The following is a 20,817-nucleotide window of genomic DNA, read 5'->3' on the forward strand; positions in this document are numbered from 1 at the left end:
CGAGCCCTCCCTCCCGTCCCAGGCCGAGGCGCCGTCCGGCGAGGACACCGAGCGGGAGAAGGTCCCCGCCGGCGTGTGACGCCATCGGTTGTGTGCTGGCTGATCTGCCGGCGCGCGTCGGGGGCGTCGCCCAGCACCATCCACATGGTGGCCAGGTCGTACCCCGGCAGGTACCAGCCCGCGCGCTCCCAGTCGAGCAGCACCGGGCCGGCGGGGGAGAGCAGCATGTTGGACAGCAGCGCGTCGCCGTGGCAGAACTGCCCGTGTCCGTGCGCCAGTCCGTGCAGCAGGGACTGCATGTCGCTCATGTCGCGGTCGGTGAGCAGCCCCAGCTCGTGGAAGCGCCGCATCTCCTCGGGGTAGTCCAGCGGCGCGCCGAACACGCCGGACGGGGGCCGCCACAGGTTCACCCGGCAGATCGCGCCCAGCACCGTGCGGATGTCCGACCGCGGCGGCGCCTCCGCCGGATGCCGCTGCAGCGCCGCGACCCGTCCGGGGCTGCGTTCGATGACCAGCGTGCACTTCTCCGGGTCCGCGGCGATCAGGCGCGGCACCCGCACGGGTGGCCGGTGGCGGACGAAGGACCGGTAGGTGGCTATCTCGTGCTGGAAGCGCTCGATCCACTGCGGGGAGTGGTCGATCAGGCATTTGGCGACCGCGGTGGCGCGGCCCGTCGTCCCGATCAGCAGGACGGACCGGCTGCTGCGCCGCAGCACCTGCACCGCGTTGAAGTCGGGGCAGATCCGCTGCACCGAGGCCAGGGCCGCGCGCAGCGGCGCCCCTTGCGGGCCGGACAGGTCGAGTCTCCCGCTCAGGGTCTGGCGGCCGTTCGCCGGCGTCCGCCGTACCCGCGCGCCTCCCGGGACCGTAACCGGCGCCAGGCCGGGCTCGGCGTGGGGGTGTCCGCCGCCCACGGGCACGGTCAGCGTCCGGTGCGGACGGACCTGGGTGGGCGCGGAGGCAGATGTTGCGTACATGGGCGTAACGGGTCCCTTCGCGTGCCGACACAAGGCGTGCACGATGCCGGCCGGGAGAACCGGTGGCGGTCCCGGTCGTTGTACTGACCGGATGCCGCACCGGTGCCGGATCGGTAGGCAGAGGCGGCACCACTGACAGGATCGCCCGCACCCTGGGGAATGCGGTTGGCATGTGCCACCGGTCTACCGGCCGGATCGCGCATCCCTACACCACACCCTGGAGCGGGTGGCACACCATCTGGCGGACCCTGGCGAACCATGGCGAATAGTCGCCCGGCAAGTGAAGCAGGACTAGTGTCCAACTCAGCCGAGCAACCTGGGGGCTTGACGTGAGCAGGGAACCCAACACCAGACTGGCCGACCTCTTCGGGCTGGCCGGCTGGTCGAAGGGCGAGCTGGCGAGACTCGTGAACCGGCAGGCGGGGTCGATGGGTTATCCGCAGCTGGCGACCGACACCTCGCGGGTACGGCGCTGGATAGAGACCGGAGAGATCCCCCGCGATCCCGTGCCGAAGGTGCTGGCGGCCCTGTTCACCGAGCGTCTCGGCCGTGTCGTGACCATTGAGGATCTCGGTCTCGCCCGGGCCGGGCGCGCGAAGCGGCGCCGTTCCGACGGGAACACCGACGGGCTGCCCTGGGCGCCGGAGCGTACGGCCGAGGTACTCACCGAATTCACGGGAATGGACCTCATGCTCAATCGACGCGGCCTGGTCGGCGCGGGCGCCGCGCTCGCCGCCGGCTCAGCACTCACCAGCGCCATGCACGACTGGCTGCACGCGGATCCCGCGTACGCGGCCGAGTCCGCACTGTCCCGCGCCCTCGACCCCCGCTCCTCCTACGACTCCTTCGACCGCGCCACCCCCGTCTCCTACGACCGCTACGAGGCCACCCCCGTCGGCACCGCCGAGGTCGAGGCCCTCGAGCGCTCCGTGGAGGTCTTCCGCGCCTGGGACGCGGCCCGCGGCGGCGGCCTGCAGCGCAAGGCCGTGGTCGGCCAGCTCAACGAGGTGGGCGGCATGCTCGCCTACCAGCACCCCGCGCAGCTGCAGCGGCGGCTGTGGGGGGTGGCGGCGAACCTCGCCGTGCTGGCCGGCTGGATGTCCCACGACGTGGGCCTGGAGCCCACCGCGCAGAAGTACTTCGTCATCGCCACCCACGCGGCCCGCGAGGGCGGCGACCGCCCGCGCGCGGGCGAGGCGCTGTCCCGGGCGGCCCGCCAGATGGTCCATCTGGGCCGGCCCGACGACGCGCTGGATCTGATGAAGCTCGCCCGGTCCGGCTCCGGTCACGCGACACTGCCGCGCACCCGCGCCCTGCTGTGCACCATCGAGGCGTGGGCGCAGGCGGCCAAGGGCAAGGGGCAGGCCATGCGGCGGACGCTCGGGCAGGCGGAGGAGCTGTTCGCGGCGGACAAGGGCGATGTGCCGCCGCCCAGTTGGATGCAGATGTTCGACGAGGCCGATCTGCACGGCATGGAGGCCCTGGCGTACCGCACGCTGGCCGAGTTCGACGCGACCGCCGCCGGGCACGCGCAGGAGCACGCCCGCCAGGCCATGCTGCTGCGGGCGGGCGGGCGGCAGCGGTCGCAGATCTTCGACTACATCTCGATGGCGTCGGCCTGCTTCATCGCCGACGACCCGGAGCAGGCGGACCGCTATGCCCGGCTGGCCCTGCTGACCATCGGGGAGACCTCCTCGCACCGCACCTGGGACCGGCTGCGCGAGATGTACCGGCTGACGGGGCAGTACGCGGGCTATCCGAAGATCCACGAGCTGCGCGAGGAGATCCGGCTCGCGCTCCCGCGCGGGGGGCGCAGGACGGCGAAGGCCTGAGGGCGGGCGGCTCGCGGTCGGGTCGACGTCACGCGGGGGTTCAGTCCGCCGTCACGCAGGGATTCAGTCCGTCGTCACGCGGGCGACGAGCAGGCACGCGCCCGGCGCGCCCGAGGTGGCGTCCGTCAGCACGCTGAGGCACGACTGCGCGTCCGGCGCCTCGGTGATCGCCGGGGCCAGGGACTGCGGGTCGAGTACGGCGTTGAGCCCCGCGGTGTGCAGCACCAGCACCTCGCCGCCGCCGAGTGCGTGCTTCGCCAGCCCGTACAGGGACTGCGCGCCGGTGCCCAGCACCTCGCCGTGCGGCCGGTCCAGGGCGCGCCCCCGGCCGGCGGCGAAGAGCAGCGGCGGCGGATGGCCGGCCTGTGCCCACTGCAGGGTGCGCGTCGCGGGGTCGTACCGGCAGCACAGCGCGCTGCCCAGCATGGGCTGCGCCGAGGCCTCCAGCAGCTGGTTGAGCCAGCCCAGCAGGGGGCCGGGGCCGACGCCGGAGAGCGCCATGCCGCGCAGCGCGCCCAGCAGCATCGCCAGCCCCGAGGTCACCGTCGCCCCGCGGCCGGCGAGATCGCCGACGCTCAGCAGGGTGCCGCCGTCCGGCAGCTGGGTGGCGTCGTACCAGTCGCTGCGGGCCGCCGCCTCGCCGGGCTCGGGGACGAAGTGCACGGCGAGGTCCAGCCCCGCCGGACCGCCGTGCGGGAACCGCAGCGGGCCGCGCCACGGCGGCAGCACGGCCTCCTGCAGCTCGACCGCGAGCCGGTGCTCCTGGCGGCTCAGGGAGTCACGGGCCGCCTTCATCGCCTGTTCGCTGCGGCGTAATTCGCTGACGTCGCGCAGCACCGCCCACATGGAGGCCGTACCGCCGTCCGGGTCGAGTACGGGCTCGCCCACCATGTGCACGGTGCGCTGGGTGCCGTCGGGGCGTACGACGCGGAACTCGCCGTCGATGGTGCGGCCGTCGATCAGGCAGTCCGTGACCATCGCGGTCAGCCGGGACTGGTCGGCGGGCGCTATGGCGGACGGTAGCTCGTCGAGGGAGAGCGGTCCCTCCTCGGCCGTCCGGCCGAATATCGCGTACAGCTCCTCCGACCAGTCGATCCGGTCGGTGAGCAGATCCCACTCGGCGCTGCCGACCCGGGTCAGCAAGGAGCCCGCCGTGCGTCCGGGCGCCGCGGCGCGGGGTTCGCGCAGCTGGGCGAGCTGGGCGTCCAGATCGTCGAGCTGGCTGTCGGCCAGATCGCACACCGCGCGCCGCCAGCGCGCTCCGGGGTCCGCGGTGCCGTACTCCGCGCCGCCGGCCTCGTCCCGTACCGCGTCCACCCCACCGCGTAAGCGCCTGAGCTGCTCGAGCAGCGCATCCACGGCGCCCCGGTCGTGCGGCTCGGCCGCCGGGGAGCGGTCCGGGGAGAGAGGGGACGGCATGAGCACTCCGTTGTCTGCCAGGAACTGCCAGGTGAGGTGGAGAGGGCCGTTACGACTGTGGCACAGAGCGCGACCAAGTGTAAGCAATTTCGCAATACTCGGGGTGGTCATTCCTCTGGCATATGCCAAAGGCCCGCGTTCCGGACAGCGGGGCCGCCGGAACCGGCCGGTCCAGGTAGGCTTCCTCGACGCCGCGGCCCGGACTCCCCCTTCCTGCCGGACGTGGTGTCCGGTACGTCCGTTCGCGGATAATTCCGTTGCCAGCCCAGTCCCCACAACGGATGCTGACCTCATGTTCGAGCCAGTCATAGCGCCCAGCGGAACCCTGCTCGGCCTCCTGCAGAGAGGCCGCGGTGACGGGACTCTGCATGCTCTAGCCGCACCGAAGGCGGAGGCCGCCGTCGCGCTGCAGCAATGCGTCACCCAAGACCCGCGGCGGGACTGGCAGGTCGAGAACCGCTCCTTGTACTACGCCCGGCTCTGGCTGGATCTGGACGCCGGTCTGCAGACCGTGGAGGACCACCTCTTCCACCCCGACGACGTCACCGCCCCCGACGAGCAGCGCACCGGGCTCACGCTCGCCGTCCTCGGCCATCTGGCCGGCTACGGGCGCACCGACGCCCTGGCGCTGCTGCGCCGCTACGCCGCCGGCGGAGCCGGCTGGCAGTGGGCGCTGGACGAACTCGCCGTACGCGACGACGACGAGGGCCTGCGCCGGCTCGGCCCCGCGATCCTCGCCCGCTTCCCGCGCACCCCCGAGGGCGAACAGGCGCTGTCCGCCGCCGTCGCCGAGTCCTTCGAACCGCGCCCCTGGAACCTGTGGGCCGACGACCCCGTGCTCGGCGAGCGCGTCCGGGCCGCCCAGGAGCGCCGCAGCTTCGAACTCTGGCAGCGGCAGCTGCGTCCCCGCGGCCCGCGCCCCGACTGGAGCGTCACCGCCGTACTGGAGTGGGCGCAGCAGGGCTACGAGGAGAATCCCGGACAGCCCCGCCACTCGGCGGCCGCCCGCTGTCTCGCCGCGGTGGCCGTCGCCGGCGACTATCCGGAGCTGCTGTCGGCCGCCCGCGGCGGCCCCGACGGAGCCCGTGCCGCCGCACTGGCCCATCTGGCGGCCGTGCACGACGCACAGGCCCTCGACCTCATCGAGACGGCTTCCCAGACCGGCTCCGCCTATGTGGCGGAGGTCGCGCTCTGTGTGTACGGCTGTATGCGCTCCGTCGCCGCGGTGGCACGGGCGCGACGCTGGGTGCACCGGGACGACGCGCTCGGCACGGCCGCGGGGGTGATGCTCGCCCGGCGCGGCGGTGCGAAGGACGCCGAGTCCGTGCGCGCCGCCCTGCTGCGGACCGTGCGCCTGCACGGGCCCGACACGGCGTCCCTGTGGGCGCTCACGGAGGGCGCCGGACGGCTGGCGATCCGCGACGCCGCACCGGTGCTGCGGCACATCTACCGGGAGACCGCCTCGTCCCAGCTGCGGGGGCTCGCCGCCACCGCCCTGGCGGTCACCGATCCGGCCTTCGGCAAGGGCTTCGCCGTCGAGTGCCTGTGGGACTGCGAGGAGACGACCCGCGAGCTGGCCGCGCGCAGCGCCGAGACGGCCGACTCCCGGGTGGTGGACCAGCTGCGGCGGCTCGCCGCCGATCCGGCCGAGGAGGCCGGCGTACAGACCGCCGTCCGCACGCGCATCGCGCCGGAGGGCACGTGAGGGGCTGAGCCCTCCTTGACGGGCGGGTGGCGAGTGACCCCCGCTGAGTCCTCGCAGTGCGCGCGGCACCCGGCGCGGTGGGCGCGACAGAGGCTGATTTCCGTCTTGCGGTCACGGCTCCGGCGGTGCGCGCCAACTGCTCATGGGACGTTCTCCGCGGCGACAGCTTGACGTGGCCCGGACCACGACCGGCCCGGCCAGAACTCGGGTATGCGTATCGCCATCGTCACCGAGTCCTTCCCGCCCGACGTCAACGGCGTGGCCCACTGCGCCCTGCAGACCGCCCGCCATCTGGTCCGCCGCGGCCACGACGTCCTGGTCGTCGCCCCTGCCGCCCCCCAGGGCACGCCCGAGGGCGCGCCATCCCCCTGCCGGGTGGTGAGACTGCCCGCGATCTCCCTGCCCGGCTACCCCCAGGTGCGGCTCGCCCTGCCGAGCCGGCGGCTGGCCGCAGAGCTGACCGCCCACCGCACCGACCTCGTCCACCTGGCGAGCCCCTTCGTGCTCGGCGCACGCGGCGCGGCGGTCGCCGCCCGGCTGGGCATACCGGCCGTCGCCGTCTACCAGACCGACCTCGGCTCCTACGCCCGCACCTACATGGGCGCCGGCGAGGCCCTCGCCTGGCGGCGGATCCGCGCCGTGCACACGGCAGCGGCCCTCACCCTCGCCCCTTCCTCCGCCGCCATGACACACCTGACGGGCCACGGCGTGCCCCGGGTCCGGCTGTGGCCGCGCGGGGTGGACGCGCACCGCTTCGACCCCGCGCGGCGGGACGAGGCGCTGCGCGCGGGGCTCGTGGGCGACGCGCACACGCTGGTCGGCTACGTGGGACGGCTGGCGCCCGAGAAGCACGTCGAGCTGCTGGCGCTCGCGGCCCGGCTGCCGGGGGTACGGGTCGTGGTGATCGGTGACGGACCGAGCGCCGCCTCCCTGCGCGAGAGCCTGCCGCAGGCGCGCTTCCTGGGGATGCGTACGGGCGACGAACTCGCCCGCCTCTACGCCTCGCTGGACGTCTTCGTCCACTCGGGTCCCTTCGAGACGTTCTGCCAGACGGTGCAGGAGGCCATGGCCTCGGGCGTGCCGGTCGTCGCACCCGCGGCGGGCGGCCCGCTCGATCTGGTGACCCACGGCCGGACGGGGCTGCTCGTGCCCCCGATGGACGCGGAGGCGGTGCGGGACGCCGTCGCGGAGCTGGCGCAGGACCCGGCGCGCCGGGCGGAGTTCGGCGCCCAGGGGCGCGCGGCGGTGGCGGGGCGCACCTGGGAGGCGGTGGGCGACGGGCTGCTGGCGTACTACGACGAGGTCCTCGCGGAGCGCACGGCGGTGGCGGCATGAGCGAGACACGCCCGCAGGGTCCGGCGCGGATGCCGGGGGACGGGGGCGCGGAGGGTGCCTGGGGCCTGTCGGAGGACGAGGCCACACAGGGTGCCGCGCGCCTGTCGGGAGACGGGGTCACGCAAGGTCCCGCGGGTCTGCCCGGGCTCACGCAAGGGCCCGCGGGCCTGTCGGAGCACCCGACGCCGCACCGCCCCGCACACCCACCCAAGGGTACGCGCGGCCTCCGACAAGGGACGTCCTCCGAGGCCGCCCCCGGCCGCGACGGGCTGCGCATCGTCCGGCTCGCGAACTTCGTCGCACCCGCATCCGGCGGGCTGCGCACCGCACTTCGGGAGCTGGGCGCCGGCTACCGCGCGGCCGGCCACGAACCGGTGCTGATCCTCCCGGGACCGGCCGCCACCGACGAACAGACCGAGCAGGGCCGGGTGATCACCCTTCCGGGACCCGTGCTGCCCGGCACCGGCGGCTACCGGGTGCTCGTCGAACGGCGGCCCCTGACCCGCCTGCTGGAGGAACTCGCCCCCGACCGGCTGGAGGTCTCGGACCGCACCACCCTGCGCTGGACCGGCGGGTGGGCGCGCCGTGCCCGCGTGCCCTCGGTGATGGTCTCCCACGAGAGCGTCGACGGCGTGCTGCGCACCTGGGGCGTGCCGGAGAACGCGGCCGTACGGGCCGCCGACACGCTCAACCGCCGTACCGCGTACGCCTTCGGCCGCGTCGTGTGCACCACCGAGTGGGCCGCCCGCGAGTTCGAGCGGATCGGCGCGCGCAACATCCTGCGGGCGCCGCTCGGGGTGGACCTCACCCGCTGCCACCCCGCGCACCGCAGCAGCACCCTGCGGCGGCGACTGGTCGGCGACGACGACGTGCTGCTCGTCATGTGCTCGCGGCTGTCGCCGGAGAAGCGCCCGGGCCGGGCCCTCGACGCGCTGGCGGAGCTGCGCCGCCGGGGCGTACGCGCCCGGCTGGCGGTGGCGGGCGACGGTCCGCTGCGCGAGCGGCTGCGGGCCCGCGCGCGGGCCGAGCGGCTGCCGGTGCGGTTCCTGGGGCATCTGCCCGGCCCGGAGGTCGCCGCGCTGCAGGCGAGCGCCGACATCGCCCTGCAGCCCGGCCCCGTGGAGACCTTCGGGCTCGCGGCGCTGGAGGCGCTGGCCGGCGGAACGCCCGTGGTGGCCAGCGCCCTGTCCGCCCTGCCGGCGATCATCGGCTCGGCGGGGGACACGGCCGTGGATGACGGCGCGGCGTTCGCGGACGCCGTCGAGCGGCTGCTGGCCCGCGACGAGCCGGCCCGCCGCGGCGCGGCGCGGCGGCGGGCCGAGCGGTACGGATGGCCGGCAGCCGTGGACGCGTTCCTGGCGGCACACGGGGCCGCCCGGCTCCCCGCCGCTCGGGAGGCGGCGTGAACGGCCGTGGGGCGTCGCCCAGAAGCCCCGACGGGGGCACGCTCGCCCCCGTCTTCGCCGCCCTCGGCGACTCGCTCACCGAGGGCATCGGCGACCCCGTCCCCGGCGGCGCCTGGCGGGGCTGGGCGCAGCTCCTGGCCGAGGCGCTGCCGGGCGTGGTGTTCGCCAAGCTGGCGCGCAGCGGGGCGCTGAGCGCCGACGTGGCGCACCGGCAACTCCCCGAGGCCCTGCGGCTGCGCCCCTGTGTCGCCTCGGTGGTGGTCGGCGGCAACGACACGCTGCGGGCGTCGTTCGACATCCACTGCGTCGTCAGCGCGCTCGACCTGACGCTGGGCGCCCTGCACGCGCAGGGCGCCACCGTGCTGACGGCCTGCCTGCCGGACCCCGGCCGGGTGCTGGGCCTGCCGTGGCCGCTCGCCCGGCCGCTGGCCCGGCGGATGGACGCGGTGAACACCGCCGTCCACGAACTCTCCGCCCGCTACCGCACCCGGCACGTCCACCTCGCCGGCCACCCCCAGCTCACCGACCGCCGCCACTGGAGCGTCGACCGGCTGCATCCCAGCGAGCGCGGCCACCGGCTGATCGCCCGCGACTTCCACACGGGGCTCGCCGGCACGGGTCTGCCCCTCGGCCCGCCTCCCGCCCCCGAGCCCGCCTCCCCTCCGCCCACCCGGGCGGACAGCGCCCGCTGGATGGCGGTTCAGGGCACCCGGTGGATCGCCGACCGCTGTACGGATCTGCTGCCCGGTCTGCTCGGCCTGGCGGTGAGCGAGGGACGCCACCGGCTGCTGCGGACGGGCGCGACCCTCGACGAGCGCGCGCGCGACGCCACCCGGATCGCCCTCGTGTACGGCACGGCGGCCGCCGCCGACCGCGCTCCGGCGCCCGTCACTGCGACAATGGCCGGATGACGACGGGACGCTGGGAATTCTGGATCGACCGGGGCGGCACCTTCACGGACGTCGTCGGCAAGACGCCCGACGGCCGTCTCGTCGCCCGCAAGCTCCTCTCCCACGACCCCGGCCGCTACCGGGACGCCGCCGTCGCCGGGATCCGGCTGACCCTGGGGCTCGCTGACGGCGAGCCCGTTCCGGCGGAGCGGATCGCGGTCGTCAAGATGGGCACCACGGTGGCCACCAACGCCCTGCTGGAGCGCAAGGGCGAGCCCACCGTCCTGGTCGTCACCCAGGGCTTCCGCGACGCGCTGCGCATCGCCTACCAGAACCGCCCGCGCCTCTTCGACCGCCGCATCCTGCTGCCCGAGGCGCTGTACGACCGGGTGATCGAGGTACCCGAACGCGTCACCGCCCAGGGCGACGTGGTGCGCGCGCTCGACCTGGACGCCGTCTCCGCGGACCTGCGGGCCGCCCACGCCGACGGCTTCCGCAGCGCCGCCGTCGTCTTCCTGCACGGCTACCGGCACGCCGAGCACGAGCAGCGGGTGGCCGAGGAGGCCGGCCGGCTCGGCTTCACCCAGGTCAGCACCTCGCACGAGGTGAGCCCGCTGATGAAGCTCGTCCCGCGCGGCGACACCACCGTCGTCGATGCCTACCTCTCCCCGATCCTGCGCCGCTACGTCGACGAGGTCGCCCGCGAACTGCGCGGCATCCGGCTGATGTTCATGCAGTCGAACGGAGGACTGCGGGAGGCCGCCCATTTCCGCGGCAAGGACGCCGTCCTGTCCGGACCGGCGGGGGGTGTCGTCGGGATGGTGCGGGCGGCGGGCGCCGTCGGGCACGAGAGGGTCATCGGCTTCGACATGGGCGGCACGTCCACCGACGTGTCGCACTACGCCGGGGAGTACGAGCGGGAGTTCGGCACCGAGGTGGCGGGCGTGCGGATGCGCGCGCCCATGATGAGCATCCACACCGTGGCCGCGGGCGGCGGCTCCGTGCTGCACTTCGACGGGCGCCGCTACCGTGTCGGCCCGGACTCCGCGGGCGCCGTCCCGGGCCCCGTCTGCTACCGCAGGGGCGGTCCGCTGACGGTGACCGACGCCAACGTGATGCTGGGCCGCGTCCAGCCCGCCCACTTCCCGGCTGTCTTCGGCCCCGCCGGGGACCAGTCGCTGGACGCCGACGCCGTACGACGCGGGTTCACCGAGCTCAGCCAGGAGGCCGCGGAGGCGACCGGCGACACCCGGACGCCGGAGGAGGTCGCGGCCGGCTTCATCGACATCGCCGTGCTCAACATGGCCAACGCCGTCAAGAAGATCTCCGTGCAGCGCGGCCACGACGTCACCCGGTACGCGCTGGTCAGCTTCGGCGGCGCCGGCGGCCAGCACGCCTGCGCCGTCGCCGACCAACTGGGCATCAGCGCCGTGCTGGTGCCGCCCCTCGCGGGCGTACTGTCCGCGTACGGGATCGGGGTGGCGGCCGCGACCGCGATGCGTGAGCAGTCGGTCGAGGCGGAACTTGACGCGGACTCCCTGCCGGGGATCCGCGAAACCTGCGAGCGGCTGGCGGAGACGACGCGCGAGGAGCTCCGGGCGGACGGTATCGCCGACGAGGCCGTCGGCACGGCCGCCCGCGTCCATCTGCGCTACGCCGGGACCGACTCCTCGATCCCCGTCGAGCTCGCCGAAGCCGACGCGATGGCCGCCGAGTTCGCCGCCGTGCACCGGGCGCGGTACGGCTTCACGATGGACAAGCCGCTGGTCGCCGAGGCGGTGTCCGTCGAGGCCTCCTCCGCACCGCCGCCCGCGTCCCTCGACGCCGTCGAACAGCCCGCGTGGGAGGGGCCGCTGCGGCCGGCCGACCGGATCCGGATGTTCGCCGACGGGCAGATGAGGGACGCGGACCTGTACGAGCGCTCCGCACTGCGCCCCTCCGACACCGTCACCGGTCCCGCGCTGATCGCGGAAGCGGACGCCACGACCGTCGTCGACCCCGGCTGGCAGGCGACCGCCGACAGCCACGGCCACCTCGTACTCACCCGGGTGCGCCCGAGGCCGGAGAGCTACGCCGTCGGAACGGACGCCGATCCGGTGATGCTGGAGGTCTTCAACAGCCTCTTCATGTCGATCGCCGAGCAGATGGGACTGCGGCTGGAGAACACCGCGCACTCCGTCAACATCAAGGAGCGGCTCGACTTCTCCTGCGCGCTGTTCGACCGGACGGGCAACCTCATCGCCAACGCCCCGCACATCCCGGTGCACCTCGGATCGATGGGGGAGTCCATCAAGGAGGTGCTGAAGCGCCGCGAGGACGACATGCGTCCGGGGGACGTGTACGCGATCAACGATCCGTACCACGGCGGCACCCATCTGCCGGACGTCACGGTCGTGACCCCCGTGTTCGACGAAGCGGGGACGGAGCTCCTCTTCCTCGTCGCGTCCCGCGGTCACCACGCCGAGATCGGCGGTATCACCCCGGGCTCGATGCCCGCGTTCAGCCGCACGATCCAGGAGGAGGGCATCCTCTTCGACAACTGGCTCCTCGTCCGCGACGGCCGGCTGCGCGAGGACGAGACCCGTGGGCTGCTCACCTCCGGCCCGTACCCCTCCCGCGCGCCCGACGCGAACCTGGCGGACCTGCGCGCCCAGATCGCCGCCAACGAGAAGGGCATCCGCGAACTCCGCCGGATGATCGACCAGTTCGGCCTCGACGTGGTCCGCGCCTACATGCGGCACGTGCAGGACAACGCCGAGGAGTCGGTACGGCGCATCGTGGCCGGCCTCGACAGCGGCTCGTACCGCTACGAGACGGACAGCGGCGCCGTGATCCAGGTCGCCGTCGACGTGGACCGCGAGGCCCGCGGCGCTGTGATCGACTTCACCGGCACCTCCGAGCAGCAGCCGGGCAACGCCAACGCCCCCAGCTCGGTCGTGATGGCCGCCGTGCTGTACGTCTTCCGCACGCTCGTCGCGGACGACATCCCGCTGAACAGCGGCTGCCTGAAGCCGCTCACGGTGCGCATCCCCGAGGGCTCGATGCTGGCGCCCGTCCATCCGGCGGCGACCGTCGCGGGGAACGTCGAGACCTCGCAGGCCGTCACCGGCGCGCTGTACGCGGCGCTCGGCGTGCAGGCGGAGGGCTCCGGGACGATGAACAACGTCACCTTCGGCAACGACCGTGCCCAGTACTACGAGACGGTCGCCAGCGGCTCCGGCGCGGGCGACGGGTTCGCCGGGGCGGACGCCGTACAGACGCACATGACCAACTCCCGGCTCACCGACCCCGAGGTGCTGGAGTGGCGCTTCCCGGTGCGCCTCGAGGAGTTCTCGGTCCGGCGCGGGAGCGGCGGTCGCGGCCACTGGCCCGGCGGCTGCGGCGTGACCCGGCGGATCCGGTTCCTCGAGCCGATGACGGTGACCCTGCTCAGCAACCACCGGCGGGTCCCCCCGTACGGCATGGCGGGCGGGGAGCCCGGCGGCACCGGCAGCAACCGGATGGAGCGCGCCGACGGCACCGTGACGGAGCTCGCGGGCTGCGACACGGCGTCGGCCCAGGCGGGCGACACGCTGGTCGTCGAGACACCCGGCGGGGGCGGGTACGGCGCGCCGCAGGCCTAGGGCGGGGCCGTGCGCGGCGACGACGGATCTCGAGTAGCCGTGATCGCGGGCGGTGGGAAGGATGGGGGCGTGAGGCCCACCGACAGCCCGAAACCGCGCGAGTCCGTCGGCGAGACTCGGTGGCCGATGGCTGCGGCCGTCGTCGCCGCACTGGTGCTGACCATCCTGCTCCCCGAGGACTTCCGTCTGGCGCCCCGCTGGTGGGTGTACTGGCGCTCAGCGCTGTCTGGTCGACCGTCCACCTGGTCGACGACATCCTCAACGCGGGGAAGGAGACCGGCTCCGCGTCGAGCCTGCTGCAGACCGGCGGCACGGTGTGGGCCTGCACCGTCCTCGTCTTCTCCCTGCTGTATTACGAACTCGACTGCGGTGGACCAGCCGCCCGCGCCCACCGCATGCCCCGCACTCCCGCCCTCGCCTTCCCGCAGCAGCTCAGCCCCGAAGTGAGCCCCCCGGCTGGCGACCCCGCTTCATCGACTACCTCTACCTCGGGCTCACCAACGCCACGGCCTTCAGCCCCACCGACGTCATGCCGCTGGCCCCCTGGGCCAAGACCGCCATGGGCGTCCAGGGCGTCATTCCCTCGCGCCCGGCTCCGTCCAGCCGTGTCGCACGGCGTGGGCGCCGAGCTGCATCCGGGTTCCGACCCCGGAGATGTCCATGAGGTGGCGCAGGCGCCGGTGCAGCGTGCGCGGAGACAGACCGAGTTGTGTCGCGGCCGTCAGGTCCGTCACGCCGGCCAGGAGCAGTGCGAGGATCCTGCGGTCGAGGTCGGTCGGGCCTTGCGGACCGGACTCGACGGTGGGTTCGGCTCCGCCTCCGGTGCCCGCCAGCTCCAGCGGGTGGGCGGCGCGCCACACCGTCTCGAACAGCGCGTCCATCGCGTCCAGCAGGCCGCTGCGGTGCAGCAGCACGGCGCCGGGCTCTCCGACCGGTGTGACCGCGAGCGGGACGAGGCCGAGGTCGGCGTCGGCAAGCACGAGCTTCATCGGCAGGTGGTCGGCGACTCGCAGCTGCACGCCGTTGCGCACGGATTCGATCGCGTCGTGGACGATGCCCGGCTCCGCCAGCACGGCCCGGTCCAGTACCGCGCGGAAGCGCACTCCGCGGTCGAGGGCCATGGGTTCGGCCGTGTTCTCGTCGGGAGGCAGGGCGACGAAGGGTGCGGTGATGAAGGTGCGGACCTGCGTGCGGGCTGCCTGCTGCACCTGGAGGAAGCGATGGCGGATGGCGTCGACACCCGTGACGACCTCGATCAGATCGCTGATGCTGCCGCCGGTCATCGCCGCCCGGTGCTCCTCGGCGAAGGTCACCAGTGCCCGTTCGGCCATGCGCAGCCCGTCCCGGCGCTGGCTGATGAGAGCGCCGAGCGCCATGGCCGGCGGCGCGGCGGTGAACCGCCCGTCCGCCGCACTGGTCGCCAGGCCCCACTCGACCAGGCGGGACAGTGCCTTCTCGACGTGTGCCCGCGACAGCGCGAGCAGGTCGGACAGGAGGACCGCGGTGGAGTCCGGCCGACCGAGCAGCGCCCGGTAGACGCGCTCGTCCTCGGGTTCGAGGCCCAGAACATCCAGCATCGACGATCGACTCTCTTCCGCTTGCCGCAGCGGGGAGAGTATGCGCCATGGCGGCAGATCCTGAAAAGTCCCTGCTGGGAGCAGGTGGGACGGGAAGGGCCCCGGGGAGTCGCCTCCCCGGGGCCCGATGGTGGGGCTCATCGCAGGCCGTACGCCCTGATGATCTCGTTCTTGACGCTGTAGCCGCTGTCCGTCTCGGCGCTCGCGCGGACCGAGACGAAGCCGCCGGGCTTCTTCGCCGTCTGGAAAGTCCCCGTCCAGTAGCCGCCGGTGCCCTTGTGCACGGTCACCTTCTGCCAGGTGGCGCCGTCGTCGTAGGAGACGTCCAGCTTCACCGCGGTGACCTTGCCCGGTACGGTGCCGAGGTCCATCGACACCGGCTTGAGCGCGATCTCCTGGGTCGCATTGGCACGGATGTCGCCGTGCAGGTCCGACTCCAGCTTGTAGTCAAGGTTCAGCACCGAGAACGGCTCGAAGAAGTCCGAGTCGGTGGTGTCGGACATGAAGGTCCACTCGGTGTGGGTGCGCGTCGACAGCCGGAAGACGTCGCCGGGCCGCTCCACGTCGAGGACGGTGCGGTAGGGCAGATTGCCCGCCGGCACCTCCACCCACTGCATGTCCCCGCTGACCGGGTTGTCGTGGATCAGCGTGTCGCCCTGGAAGACCTGCAGGTGGGACGGCGTCTCACCCCACGGCAGATAGCCGCCCAGCCGCATGTTGTCGCTGGAGGAGGCCCACGCCTGCACGTTCCAGGTCATGAAGTTCTGCCAACGGGAGTTGTACACGCCGAAGGACTCGCTCTGAGCGGGCCTGGTTGCCGGCGCGTACCAGTCCAGGCCGGTGGTGCTGCCCTTGGTGTAGGTGTTGTCGCCCGACACCATCACCCACGGCAGGTTTCCGTCGATGCCCTGGGCGTGGAACTCCCGCCACACCTGGCCCGGGGTCACCCATTCGGTGCGGGTGCCCGGGTGCCACTCGGCCTCGGGGAAGTTGAACGACGGGCTGAGGGTGAAGTCGGACCGGTAGCCCTCCGACAGCTTGCCGTCCGTGGCCGAGTAGTAGCGGGCGTCGATCCGGGCGAGGTCGTCCTTGGTCGGCTTGTAGACAAGGGGACGGTCCGGCACCTGGCCGGGGTAGTCCCGGGTCAGGTCGTAGACGTACGGCGTGAACTCCCGCTGCTTCACGGTCAGCTTCACGATGCCGGTCTTGGCCATCGCGATGAGGGCCCTGCCCGCGTCGCGGTGCACGGTGGCGACCGGAATGGCCGACTCGCCGCCGTACTCCATCAGGCCGCCGACACCGTCGTTGACCACGATCAGCGCTTTCGCACCGGCCGCGACCGCGGCCTCGACGCGCTCCTGCGGCGAGACCTCGTCGCCGCGCTCGACGACGACGAGCTTGCCCTTGGCGCTGACCTTCTCGTACGCGGCCGCCGCGCCGTCGCCCGCGTAGACGGCGTTCAGCCTGTCCGTGGAGGTGCCCAGGTCGCTGCCCGCCTGCACCAGCGCATCGAAGCGGATCCGGCCGTCCAGGGTGCTCAGGCCGAGCATCGGCTCACCCTTGCGCCAGCGGGTGATGAGCGTGAACTCGCCCTTCGTCATCGGCTCCGTCGGCGCGACGTAGATGTCGTCGATCATCGGCGGCACCAAGTAGGCGCTGCGGTAGTCCATGAACGGGTCGAGGCCCTCGTAGTGGACGTTGAAGTCGACCTTGCGCTGGCGGTCCTCGGTGCGCTGCGGCGCCTCGGTCTGCAGCAGGCGCGCCTTGCTCGCGTCCAGCACCACGTCCGCGGAGCCGTCCTTGATGATGGTCTCCGGATCGACCAGTACGGCCACACCCGAGCGGTCCGCCTTCTCACCGGCCACGTCCACGTACGCCGCGACGGAGTACTGGCCGGGTGCCATACGCATGGTGGTCGAGCCGTCGACGTAGAGGTTCCACGGCCAGAAGTCGCCGGCGAGGTTGACCGTGACCCAGCCGGCGGCGGGCTTGCCGTCCCGGCCGACCAGCTTGATGTTCAGGTCGTAGCGCTCCTCCTCCTTGAGCAGTGCCACGGAGGTGCGCGTCACCGGCTTCCCGGTGGCCGCGTCGGTGGCCGTCACGTAGCCGACGTGCCGGCCGGCCGAGGCGGCCTGCGGGTCACCGGTCACCGGGACGGTGGCCTTGCTGCCCGCCGGGACGGTCACCGTGGTGGCGCCCAGGATGAACGGGTCGCCCTCGCTGGTCAGCGCCAGGTTCAGCGTGACGTCGGCGGAGCCGGTGTTGGTGTAGGTCAGGTCCTTCGTGACGGGGACGTCACTCGGTTCGTGCGGCCACGTGTAGTTGCCGAAGAACAGCGACCCGGTGCCGCGGACCGTGGCGTTCACGGCGGCGGCCACGTCGAGCCGGCCGGTGCCGACCTCGTACGGCGAGTACCCGTCGGCCAGTCCCTTCGCGGTGCTCATCAGGTGTTCCTTGAGCTGCGCGCCGGTCCAGTCCGGGTGCTGCTGGGCCAGGATCGCCGCACCGCCGACCACGTGCGGGGTGGCCATCGAGGTGCCGCTGATGGTGCGGTAGAGGCCCTCTCCACCGTCGGTCATCTCCTGCGAGCGGGCCGCGGTGATGTCCACGCCGGGCGCCGCGATGTCCGGCTTCATGCCGCCGGAGTAGGCCAGCGGGCCGGTGCTGGAGAAGGACGCGAGCCGGTCCTGCTTGTCCGTGGCGGCCACGGTCAGCGCCGAGGCGGCCGCGCCGGGGGAGGAGATGCTCTCCGGGCCGGCGTTGCCGGCGGCGATGACGAACAGAGTGCCGTACTGCTCGGACAGCGCGTCGACCGTCTGCGACATCGGGTCGCTGCCGTCCGTCGGGTAGGTGTCGCCGAGGCTCATGTTGACCACGTCCGCACCGGACTCGGCGGCCCACTGCATGCCGGCCATCACCCAGGAGTCCTGGCCGTAGCCCTCCGCGCCGCCGAGTACCTTGCCGACGAACAGGTCGGCGTCGGGGGCGACGCCCTTGTTGTCACCGCCGGAGGCGGCGCCGGAGCCGACGATCGTGCCGGCCACATGCGTGCCGTGCCCGTTGACGTCGGTGACGCCCTCCTCCGGTACGAAGCTGGCCGTACCGTCGATCAGGCCGTCGAAGTCGGGGTGGTTGACGTCGATGCCGGTGTCGAGCACCGCGACCTTGACGCCCTTGCCCGTGTACCCGGCAGCCCAGGCCTCGGGTGCGCCGATCAGCGGCACGCTCTCCTTCAGGCTGGCCTTCACGCGGCCGTCGAGCCACAGCTTCGCCACACCCGCGCCCAGCGTCGTGCTGCCCTGCGGGGCGACGGCGGTCCAGAAGGTGCGGGCCTGCCGCTTCGGGGTGGTGAGGGCGGCACCGCGTATGCCCTTGAGCTTGCGGGTCAGCTTGCTGCCGCGGGGTGCCGTCGGCTCGACGGCCGCGCGGGACTTCGGCTGTGTGTACGTCGCGATCAGCGGCACCGCGGCCGCCTTCGCGTCGTCGTAGCCCATCTCGATCAGGTCGGTGACGTTGAACAGCCGCCGGTCCAGCTTGCCCGCGCCCAGCAGCGACTCCGCCTCGTCCGGGACGACGAAGAGATCACCCTTGATCTCCTGGAACTTCACGCCGCCGACGGCGCTGTCCGGCCGGTCGACGTCAGCTGTTTGCTTGCCATCGGCCATCGTCGTGACCGTGACGACATCGCCGGTGACCAGGGTGACCTTGTGGGTCGCCGAAGCCTTGGCGGGAACGGAGGGCTTGCTCGGGGAGGCTTCTGCGGGCGCTTGCACAACGGCGAGCACCGATGCCAGCAGGGGCACCGCGGCGGCGGCCGAGAGCAGCTGCCGGCGCCTGCGCCGGAAGGCGGAAGCATGGGAGGTGGAGGACATGCCATGGGTCTATCGACCGGGGAACGCCGCCGTGAAGGCCTCACGACGGCAAGTCCTCGCCATGGCAAACACTTGCCACCCGGGCCCGGACCTGCCCAGCAACGCGAGGGTCTCGTTCCGCCGATATGCGCCGGGGGGCGAAGGGGGTCAAATTGGAAGTATCCGACCCGCCGGACGAACGTGCCCGGCGGGCAGGCAGTACGGCAGGGAGGTACCTGTCATGACAACGCACGTGAGTGACACCGGCCCGCGGGAGCTGACACACCGCAGCGGCTGGTGGGTGTTCGCTGCTGTGATCATGCTCTTCAGCGGCATCATGATGCTGCTCGGGGGCATCTCGGCCATTGCCGAGGACGACGTGTTCCTGGCCACCCCCAACTACATCTATGAGCTCGACCTCACCGGATGGGGATGGATCCATCTCATCCTGGGCATCGTGATCGCGCTCACCGGCGTGGCCCTGTTCACGGGCGCCGCCTGGGCCCGGATCGTCGGCGTGGCACTGGCCGGTCTCAGCATGATCGCCAACTTCCTGTGGCTCCCGTACACGCCTTGGTGGGCACTGCTGTTCATCGCCATCGATGCCCTCATCATCTACGGTCTGTGCGTCACGCCCAGGCCGACGAGCTCCTGACATCCGGGACCGCCGCGGCCGCGGCGAACACGACGGCCGCCGGGCGGCAGCCCGCCCTGGTGCTCGTCGTCGGCGTCGCCGGGTCGGGCAAGACGACGGTGGCGCGCCTCCTTGCCGAGCGGCTGGGCTGGGAGTTCCGGGACGCGGACGACTTCCACTCCGAGGCCAACCGCACCAAGATGGCCGCGGGCCACGCGCTCACGGACGGCGACCGTGGCCCGTGGCTCGCGGTCGTCGGCGAGTGGATGAACCAGGAGATCGCGGCCCGCCGGCCGGCGGTCCTGGCCTGCTCCGCACTCAAGCGGGAGTACCGCGACAGGCTGCTGGCGGGGCGCCCGGGTGTCCTCCTGGTGTACTTGACGGGATCCCGCGAGCTGATCCGCTCCAGGCTGGCCGCCCGGCACGGGCACTTCTTCGCGGCCGAGCTGCTGGACAGCCAGTTCGCCGACCTCCAGCCGCCCGGGCCCGACGAACACCCGTTGGTGGTGGAGATCGACCAGCCACCGGACGCGGTCGTCCGAGCGGTGCTCTCCCTGATGCCGGAAACGGCCTCCGCGCAGCAACCGCCGGTCCACGCCGGCGTGGACGGTGGCCCTTCGGCCGCTCCCGGCGCCACGGGCGCGCAGTGGCGGCTGAGCCGCGGCGGGCACAGTGCCGTGGTGGTCGAGCTGGGCGGAGCCCTGCGCGACTACAACGTGAACGGCCGACCGCTGCTCGACGGGTTCGCCGCCGATGCCGCCATCACGGGCGGACGGGGGCAGCTGCTCATCCCCTGGCCCAACCGCGTGGGCGGCGGACGCTACCGCTTCGACGGCCACGACCTGCAGCTCCCCTTGACCGAACCGGAGCACGGCAACGCGATCCACGGACTGCTCCGCTGGACCCCGTGGCGGCTCCTCGCCCGCACCGAGGACGCGGTGATGGTTGGCACGACGCTCTGCCCGCAGCCCGGATACCCCTTCCTCCTCGAGGTCCGCGCCGAGTACCGGCTGGGGCCCGAGGGCCTCGAGACCGCCGTACACACCACCAACACCGGTACCGCGCCCGCACCTTACGGGGTGGGGCAGCACCCCTATCTGACCGTCGGCACCGACCTCGTCGACACCGCGCTGCTGACCGTTCCCGCACGGGACCTGCTGCGTACCGACGACCGGGGCCTGCCGGTCGGCACGGAGCCCGTCGACGGGACCCCGTACGACTTCCGCACCGCCCGCCCCATCGGCGGTCTGCGGCTGGACACCGCCTTCACCGGGCTCGACCGGAACTCCGACGGCCGGGCCGTCGTGCGGCTGGCGCATCCCTCCGGACTGCGGGGCGTCGATCTGTGGCTCGGTGAGGGCGCCCGGTATGTGCAGGCATACACCGGCGACACGCTGTCCCAGCCCGAACGGCGGCGTCGCGGCGTCGCCGTCGAGGCGATGTCCTGTCCGGCGGACGCGTTTCGCAGCGGCACGGATCTCACGAGGCTGGAAGCGGGCGCCACTCACGTGCTCCGCTGGGGCCTCACCCCGTGGGGCTCCCCGTGAGCCCGTCCCCGCACCGTTCGG

Annotated in this window: 12 protein-coding genes; 8 read left to right on the forward strand and 4 right to left on the reverse strand. The window is 73.1% G+C overall.

The window, feature by feature from the left end:
• Positions 1-977 (reverse strand): aminoglycoside phosphotransferase family protein (locus AB0M28_RS19910; protein WP_365406244.1); only part of this gene is annotated, 977 nt, incomplete at its 3' end.
• Between the two features lie 329 nt (positions 978-1,306).
• Here AB0M28_RS19910 and AB0M28_RS19915 point away from each other — a divergent pair.
• Entirely contained in the window at positions 1,307-2,809 is a 1,503-nt protein-coding gene (locus AB0M28_RS19915) for a hypothetical protein (RefSeq protein WP_365406247.1), read from the forward strand.
• A gap of 63 nt (positions 2,810-2,872) precedes the next feature.
• Here the strand turns inward: AB0M28_RS19915 and AB0M28_RS19920 are convergent, their stop codons facing one another.
• A complete protein-coding gene (locus tag AB0M28_RS19920; RefSeq protein WP_365406250.1) occupies positions 2,873-4,228 on the reverse strand; it encodes a SpoIIE family protein phosphatase in 1,356 nt (451 codons plus the stop codon).
• Positions 4,229-4,520: 292 nt separating this feature from the next.
• On the opposite strand from AB0M28_RS19920, the gene AB0M28_RS19925 reads away from it, so the two are divergent.
• The 5 genes from AB0M28_RS19925 (at position 4,521) to AB0M28_RS19945 (ending at position 13,187) form a co-directional block, all read left to right on the forward strand.
• A complete protein-coding gene (locus AB0M28_RS19925) occupies positions 4,521-5,933 on the forward strand; it encodes a HEAT repeat domain-containing protein (protein WP_365406252.1) in 1,413 nt (470 codons plus the stop codon).
• 210 nt (positions 5,934-6,143) lie between these two features.
• Positions 6,144-7,268, forward strand: coding sequence for a glycosyltransferase family 1 protein (locus tag AB0M28_RS19930; RefSeq protein WP_365406255.1), 1,125 nt, complete (start codon positions 6,144-6,146; stop codon positions 7,266-7,268).
• Entirely contained in the window at positions 7,265-8,674 is a 1,410-nt protein-coding gene (locus tag AB0M28_RS19935; protein ID WP_365406258.1) for a glycosyltransferase, read from the forward strand. Before AB0M28_RS19930 ends, AB0M28_RS19935 begins: the two co-directional genes overlap by 4 nt.
• A complete protein-coding gene (locus AB0M28_RS19940) occupies positions 8,671-9,585 on the forward strand; it encodes an SGNH/GDSL hydrolase family protein (RefSeq protein WP_365406260.1) in 915 nt (304 codons plus the stop codon). Before AB0M28_RS19935 ends, AB0M28_RS19940 begins: the two co-directional genes overlap by 4 nt.
• Positions 9,582-13,187, forward strand: coding sequence for a hydantoinase B/oxoprolinase family protein (locus tag AB0M28_RS19945; RefSeq protein ID WP_365406263.1), 3,606 nt, complete (start codon positions 9,582-9,584; stop codon positions 13,185-13,187). The genes AB0M28_RS19940 and AB0M28_RS19945 overlap by 4 nt, the downstream gene beginning before the upstream one ends.
• Positions 13,188-13,762: 575 nt before the next feature.
• Here the strand turns inward: AB0M28_RS19945 and AB0M28_RS19950 are convergent.
• Both AB0M28_RS19950 and AB0M28_RS19955 read right to left on the reverse strand, forming a co-directional pair.
• Positions 13,763-14,764: a transcriptional regulator TrmB gene (locus AB0M28_RS19950; RefSeq protein WP_365406266.1), complete on the reverse strand. Its 1,002-nt coding sequence runs from the start codon at positions 14,762-14,764 to the stop codon at positions 13,763-13,765.
• A 137-nt stretch (positions 14,765-14,901) separates the two neighbouring features.
• Positions 14,902-18,636 (reverse strand): S8 family serine peptidase, encoded by a 3,735-nt coding sequence (locus AB0M28_RS19955; protein ID WP_365406270.1) that lies wholly within the window; start codon positions 18,634-18,636, stop codon positions 14,902-14,904.
• A gap of 220 nt (positions 18,637-18,856) precedes the next feature.
• On the opposite strand from AB0M28_RS19955, the gene AB0M28_RS19960 reads away from it, so the two are divergent.
• Both AB0M28_RS19960 and AB0M28_RS19965 read left to right on the forward strand, forming a co-directional pair.
• Complete coding sequence (locus AB0M28_RS19960; RefSeq protein ID WP_365406273.1) at positions 18,857-19,270, forward strand: hypothetical protein; 414 nt, start codon at positions 18,857-18,859, stop codon at positions 19,268-19,270.
• Positions 19,240-20,796: a gluconokinase, GntK/IdnK-type gene (locus AB0M28_RS19965; protein WP_365406276.1), complete on the forward strand. Its 1,557-nt coding sequence runs from the start codon at positions 19,240-19,242 to the stop codon at positions 20,794-20,796. Before AB0M28_RS19960 ends, AB0M28_RS19965 begins: the two co-directional genes overlap by 31 nt.
• Positions 20,797-20,817: the final 21 nt, after the last annotated feature.

Origin of the sequence: Streptomyces sp. NPDC051940, assembly GCF_040680895.1 — a bacterium.
Taxonomy (GTDB): domain Bacteria; phylum Actinomycetota; class Actinomycetes; order Streptomycetales; family Streptomycetaceae; genus Streptomyces.